This window comes from Psychroflexus sp. MES1-P1E, assembly GCF_002836055.1.
Lineage (GTDB): Bacteria > Bacteroidota > Bacteroidia > Flavobacteriales > Flavobacteriaceae > Psychroflexus.
On sequence record NZ_PJBS01000128.1, the window covers coordinates 1 to 6,548 of the forward strand.

Annotated in this window: 4 protein-coding genes and 2 pseudogenes; 2 read left to right on the plus strand and 4 right to left on the minus strand. The window is 31.4% G+C overall.

Features of this window, described 5'->3' with window-relative positions:
- Positions 1-276 precede the first annotated feature (276 nt).
- Both CXF67_RS03550 and CXF67_RS03555 read right to left on the minus strand, forming a co-directional pair.
- On the minus strand, positions 277-957 hold the full coding sequence (locus CXF67_RS03550) for an ABC transporter ATP-binding protein (protein ID WP_102087495.1): 681 nt from the start codon (positions 955-957) through the stop codon (positions 277-279).
- On the minus strand, positions 950-1,870 hold the full coding sequence (locus CXF67_RS03555) for an ABC transporter permease (RefSeq protein WP_102087496.1): 921 nt from the start codon (positions 1,868-1,870) through the stop codon (positions 950-952). Before CXF67_RS03555 ends, CXF67_RS03550 begins: the two co-directional genes overlap by 8 nt.
- Positions 1,871-2,370: 500 nt before the next feature.
- Here CXF67_RS03555 and CXF67_RS03560 point away from each other — a divergent pair, with 500 nt between their 5' ends.
- Positions 2,371-3,546: a CHRD domain-containing protein gene (locus CXF67_RS03560; RefSeq protein ID WP_257984578.1), complete on the plus strand. Its 1,176-nt coding sequence runs from the start codon at positions 2,371-2,373 to the stop codon at positions 3,544-3,546.
- Positions 3,547-4,061: 515 nt separating this feature from the next.
- Here the strand turns inward: CXF67_RS03560 and CXF67_RS03565 are convergent.
- Entirely contained in the window at positions 4,062-5,558 is a 1,497-nt protein-coding gene (locus CXF67_RS03565) for a S41 family peptidase (RefSeq protein ID WP_102087498.1), read from the minus strand.
- Between the two features lie 388 nt (positions 5,559-5,946).
- Here CXF67_RS03565 and CXF67_RS19290 point away from each other — a divergent pair.
- Positions 5,947-6,338, plus strand: a pseudogene (locus CXF67_RS19290) (transposase); the annotation flags it as partial.
- An 82-nt stretch (positions 6,339-6,420) separates the two neighbouring features.
- On the opposite strand, the pseudogene CXF67_RS18625 reads toward CXF67_RS19290, so the two are convergent.
- Positions 6,421-6,548 (minus strand): annotated as a pseudogene (locus CXF67_RS18625) (cation transporter); the annotation flags it as partial.

Below are 6,548 nucleotides of genomic sequence, written 5' to 3' on the forward strand. Positions count from 1 at the left end.
AAAAGAAATGATTTATTGCGACATTATAGGTTTAAATTGGTATAAGATAATCATAGCCTATTTAGTTTATACTTCGGATATAGTCAGTAGACTAGAAAGTGAAAATACCCGTAGATAATCTATTATCTGCAAAACAAGTTGTCAAGATGAAGTTGTCAAAAACCAAAAATAAATAAGAGCTATTCAAAACTTATTTTTGTGTACTCTCAAAAGAAAAAATTAAAGTAATTCCTGTTGACTTGTTTTTTACCTCAGCACTTTTTTAGTAACCTTTATTTATTTCAACTCAAGTTTGTCAATCCTAGTTCCAACTGTAAATTCTTTCATTTCCTTTTCAAGATTATTGAAATCAACTTGTTCTACTTTCTTTATAACTTCTCCGTTTTTCATTAAATAAATTTCATCACACGTATCCGCTAGAGTTGAAAAAATATGAGAAGAAATAATTACTGTTTTTTCTAATTCTTTAAATCGTTTTATAATTTCAGTTATAATTAAATTGCTTTGTATATCAACACCATTGAAAGGTTCGTCCAAAATAAATACATCGTTTCCTTGTAAAAGAATTGCAGTTAAAGCCAATTTCTTTTTCATTCCTGTAGAATAGGTAGAGGCATATTGGTTTAACGGTAAATCAAATATATTTTTGTTCTCAATATTGGATAGTTTTATTTGTCTTGAGTTGGCAAGTAGTTGTATATATTCCCTTCCGGTAATTTTAGAGAAAAAAAAGGGCTCTGTTAACAACAGTCCTAAATGGTCTTTTAGTTTAGTATAGTTAGATGAGATATTTCCTTTATAATCTTCAAGTCCTGAAAGGCATCTAAATAGAGTTGTTTTCCCTGCTCCATTTTCTCCAACTACGCCATATACTTTCCCTTTTTTAAATTCTAAATCTATTGAATTTAAAACTTGATTTTTACCGTAAAACTTTGATAATTTTTCAATTTTAATCATTTAAAATGTCTTTTAATTTTTTAATCGATTGGTAATAAAAAAGAGGAATAAATATTAAGAGTATTGGCGGAAAGATTAAACTTGTTGCAATTAAAATTAGTTGTGATACATTCATCTCATTTGGAAAAGACGAATATTTGGCAAAAATTATTGTCGTGAGATAAGCAAAACACAAAAGAATAAAAACAATTAAAATATCAATTTGATTAAAAAATGAAAAACTCAAAGTTATTATAATTGGTAAACTTAAAAGTAAAAAATTGATCAAACACGTTTTTGTTTTTTCCAACAAAAATTCTTTTGGAGATAAATTATAATTCCAAACAAAATAGTCGTTTTCTATTTTTGAATAATAAGAAAAGCAAGTTATTCCAATTAATAGCACAGAAAAGACACCTAGGCTAAAATTTCCAACGGATACTGAAATATAAGTTAAGACATAAGCTATTGGAAAAACATAAAATGTCTTTCTAAAGCCAACAGCAAATTCAAATGGTTTTTTACTAAACGGTGTTGGAATTGTTACATTCACATTTGTGCTGAAGTTGAACAGCATAATAATAATTATCAATAAATTTAATAGGATAGAAAACACAAATTGTTCTTTGTAAATTAAAAACAGAGTAAAAGGCAAGCAATAGATGAGGTTTTCTACTACTCTTAATTTTTTGTATTTGTCTTTATTGAATATAGATTTTAAGAAATCGTTTCGTTTAGGATCACTTAATCTTGAGACGAAACTTAATGCAATTAATCCGTAAACATAATTGGCGAATTCTGTGTTTCTAAAGAGATAATTGGAAAGCAGAATAAATAGAAACAGTAAAAGTGGATATCCTATCAAAAGTGGAAGTCCAAAATCAATCATTTTCCTATTTAGCATTTTATATTGAAGTTGGAAGTATTCTTTCATTCGCAATATTGACCAGATTTAGTGAACTATTCTCTTTTTATAAGTTTAGTTTCTGTGAAAAAAGCTGTTATTCTGTCTATATTCATATTTATAACACGAAAATAAGAGCTTATAGAGTTTTATAATTCAGTCAATTTTATGAGAAGTTTTTCGTTAACCATATCGATAATGTAGAAGCGTAGTTGCCTTTATAAAAAGCCAAATTAGTAAAAATAGAACTAACCAGTGGAATTCTTAAGGAATTTCCATGTGGATGGGAGAACCAAGCAATTAATTTTATTCTTTATTGGTAGTAGTTAATTATCATAAAAAGCTATAAATGAATCTATTTTGACCTCCAAATATTTCATCATTTAGAATCGATTTATAAATACTATTTGCTTTTAGCTCCTACAAACCATATGAATACCCTATCATTATTGTTTAACTGTTTTTGTTAAATTTTAAACGAACTTGAATATTTATTATACGTTTGTTGAAATAGAATTAAATAATAAATTATGATGAATAGAAATTTGCTAGCTTTTTTGATGATAATCCCTTTATTTTTTATCAGTTGCAGTGATGATGATGGCTACACAGACCCCGAACCAACTGAACTAAATTCTAAAATCTATACTCTAGGAACAGTAGGTGATTTTGGAGTTTCTGGTACAGCTAAATTTATCGAAAATAGCGATGCCACATTATCCATTGAGTTAGATTTACAAAATACACCTGCAGGTGGTGTTCACCCAGCGCACATTCATTTTAACACTGCTGTTGAAAGCGGTGGTATAGCTTTGACGCTTGAAGATGTAAATGGAGATACGGGGGAAAGCGCAACTACATTTACAACCCTTAATGATGGTACTGCTATCACATACCAAGAATTAATTGATTTTAATGGTTATATAAACGTACATTTAAGTGCAACTGAATTATCTACACTCGTTGCACAGGGAGATATAGGACAAAATGAGCTAACAGGCGAAACAATCAGCTATGATCTAAACGAAAGAGACGTTGCTGGTATTAATGGTACTGTTGAATTTGCTAAACGTGTTAATCAAACAACCTTGGTCTCTATCAACCTCACTGGTACTCCTGCCGACGGTAGTCATCCAGCACATATACATGAAAATGATATTGCTACTACAGGAAATATTATCGTTGGTTTAAATCCAGTAAGTGGAGATAGTGGTATTAGTAAGACTCAAGTATCAACTTTAGTTGGCGGTGCTGAGGTAACTTATACCGAGTTATTGACTATTAACGCCTATGTAAATGTTCATTTAAGTGATGCTGATTTAGATACAATCGTTGCCCAAGGAAATATTGGTTCTAACGCAGGTACAGATCCAGGAGGTGCAGAGTCAAAGACTTATGATGTAACTAATACCGGAGCTTCAGCGTATATTTTCAATGGAGAAGAACTTTCAGACTCAAGTAATCCAGACTTTACATTTAAAAGAGGAAGTACGTATACTTTTAACGTAACTACTCCAGGTCACCCTTTCTATATAAATAGAGTTAGAGGAACGGGTACAGCTAACACATACAATTCAGGTGTTACAAATAATGGTGCAATATCTGGAACAATCACATTTACTGTTCCTACAGATGCACCGGATACGTTGTATTACAATTGTGAATTTCACAGCTCTATGACTGGAATGATTACTATTACAGATTAATTGACTGTTGATTAAAATAACAGTGTTTAAAAAGGGGGATGGGTACACCATCCCCCTTTTTATATTGAAGAATTCAATTATAAATCTAGCAGAAAAAAACTCACTCTTGTTTGGTAAAAATTAAAATGCTCTGTATCCTTAAAAACAAATTGTGCCAATCCAAATAATAGTGTCACCGCACTTATAACACCAATAAATGAGTTCTGGTCTATTTGAACAATACCACTTTCATTAAAAGGAGAAATACCAGGCCATTGCTCATCTTAAGATTTGCTGTTTAAAGAACTTAAAATTAGTAAGGATATAAAAAGATGCCTCATAGTTCTGTTTTGATAAAACAATACTTAACTTTTTTAGTATGCTACTATTAATTACGGCGTTTATGATTAAGATTAGCCTCGTGGTTAAGTAACTAAATTAGTGAAAAATGAAATGAACCAGAGGAAATTCCAGTGGACTTTTCATAAGTAAGCTAAAAACAGGCCATTAAGTTTACACGTTTTTAAGCACAGTTTTTATTCCATTCTTAGTATTTCCAGTAGTCTATTTAGTTGATGATCTTCTTTCAAGAATATCTGATCCAAGCTCCTTTCTATTTTAATGTCAGGGGATGTGCCTATTCCATCTAATATTTTACCATTTTTTTGAAAAGAAACCATTGTGCTTATTTTCCCGCGTAATTCTGAATTTGGTAGTTCAAATCGCTGGCTGTTTCCACTCGAACCGTCAGTATTCACTCCAACTATTTTCATGTTTGGTAATCCCTTAAATGTTGAAACAAGAATAGAAGCAGCACTAAAACTTCTTTCATTGGTTAAGATACATATAGGCTTATTATAATGATACTTGTCTTTTGTGATTTTCTGACCATTGAAAATATAATAATAATATTCGCTGAACTTATCATTATCCAAGTTATACATTGGCTCAAAAGAAGTCATAAATTTATCCACTGTATTTTGTTCTCGTCTATCCAACTCATCTCTCGAAAATAAGAAGCGATTATGCAACTCTTTTTTTAATTCATCATTCAACGGTAGTTTCCCGCGTTGCCTTGTGGCGTTAACGACATACACGGAATTTGGATCGACAAAATACCCTGCTAATTCTTGAATTAAATCACGTGTTCCACCACCATTATCTCGTACATCTATAATTAAGGCATCAGTTTCTTTTGCCTTAATCATAAAATCATTGAGATACTCAAAAAATACTGGGCTATCGTCTATGCTCAACATATCGACAATCTGGATATATCCGATGTTATCTTTTATCGTAAAAAATTGTTGGATAATCTCTATGTCATTTAACTGCTCCTCTCGCAAAAAGAAATTTTTCTTATGAAATCGTTCATCCCATAAATAAGCCTTGTTCTCATCTGATACTAATTTAATATCTACGCCTTTCTCGATTCCATTTTCATTTGTAAGCGTTACGAAAAGAGAATTAGGCAAGTTGATATTTAGAATGCTAAAAACGGTCTCTATATCTCTCAAATCTCTAATTGCAAGAAGAGAATACGAACTTTTTGGGGCGAGCTGTTCGCTAGGGAGAATTTTTGGCAATATCTGGTCTAGTGGTATATTATTTATAGATTTTAGGTACGGAAATTCAGAATTCCAAAAAGCGTATTCTTTATTCGCCTTATCATATTCGAGTACTAATACTTTACCTTTAAATGGTGCAAATGATAAGGGAAAATAGAGTGTTTCTGGTAAATCATAACCTTTTATATAAGAATGCCTATCGCCAATTTTTCCAATAGTTTTGGATAAGAACAACCCAAAACTAGATTTGGTGATTTTTGTTCCGTCTAATTGGTCTAAATAGTTATCAAAATCCTTTCGGTAATCAAATCCGTTTAATCCTTGATATGAGGATTGGTTTTTAAGAATACCGTCAAGAATTCTCAAGTCGTTTTCAATTTCGCTTTTCATTAGATAATCAGTATCATTTTGTGCATTGCAAAAAAGTGTGAAAATTGATAATAAAATGACTGTGTAAATTTTCATTGCCTATGTTTTTAAATGTTCATTAAAGTATACAGGTTGTTGCCTACTTTTGGTGAATGATTAAGCAACTAATTTAGCAAACAAATCACAGATAGAAAATTCCAACGGAATTTTCCGGAGGCACGCTGACCAAAGCGATTAAGTATACACTGAATTGCCATTTCGTTATTTTTTAGAATTCTAATTATACAACTTAATTCTTTTATTCCTGCGTTTGAGTGAATTCGGTCAGTGAATCATCCCGCTATATTTTTAAATTCCGATTGAGTTAGGGATTCCACGACTGGCTGAATTACTTATATAATTAGGTTATATACGCTCGCTTAAATCCAATTTTAAAAGAAAGTTACAAGTGTAATCATCGCGCAAATTGTTTATCACTGTACATGGTATAAGCCAGAAGACCGCTTTGTTTTCAATCCTAGTTGTTGATAGATTTTTAAGTTTGGAACAGCCTCACAGGTATGCAGCTGTGTCTTTATCATTCCAACGGCTAGAAAGTCTGAGAGCAGTGTTAGAGTTAGGGCAAGAATCAGTATGGTGGTTAATAAAAAGCTGCGTCATTTGCTGTTTTTATGTTCTCTTAGGGCCTGTAAGCACAACAAAGTGTGTCGGGAAATTTGTTAGAATATAGTAGGCAAAAGTTAGAAGCTAGCCTTAATTGCCGTAACCAACAAGCTACTAAAACAGTGTTTTACTATTATAAAATCAGGCAGGCCATATAATGAAAGTTACGTTTCTATGTTGTCTAACATAAATAGAAAAAAATCAGTCTCATGAAGCCTAGACTACTAATCTTCCATATTAAAATAGAAAAGAGTTGTTTTTACCTCAGTTCTGTGTTGTGCTTAGTGTTTTTAGTTCACTTGCTCAGTATCAGTATTCGAAACGCTCCTTGAATAACCAAAACAAAAACGATTGTCCCAATAATCAAATCAGGTTTATTAGAACTCAAATAATTTACTAAAATTCCTGCTACAATTACTCCTA

Excerpts from the sequence above, each read along its gene's own strand:
- CXF67_RS03550 (WP_102087495.1), bottom strand. The coding sequence starts at position 957 with ATGATTAAAATTGAAAAATTATCAAAGTTTTACGGTAAAAATCAAGTT.
- CXF67_RS03555 (WP_102087496.1), bottom strand. The coding sequence starts at position 1,870 with ATGAAAGAATACTTCCAACTTCAATATAAAATGCTAAATAGGAAAATG.
- CXF67_RS03560 (WP_257984578.1), top strand. The coding sequence starts at position 2,371 with ATGATGAATAGAAATTTGCTAGCTTTTTTGATGATAATCCCTTTATTT.
- CXF67_RS03565 (WP_102087498.1), bottom strand. The coding sequence starts at position 5,558 with ATGAAAATTTACACAGTCATTTTATTATCAATTTTCACACTTTTTTGC.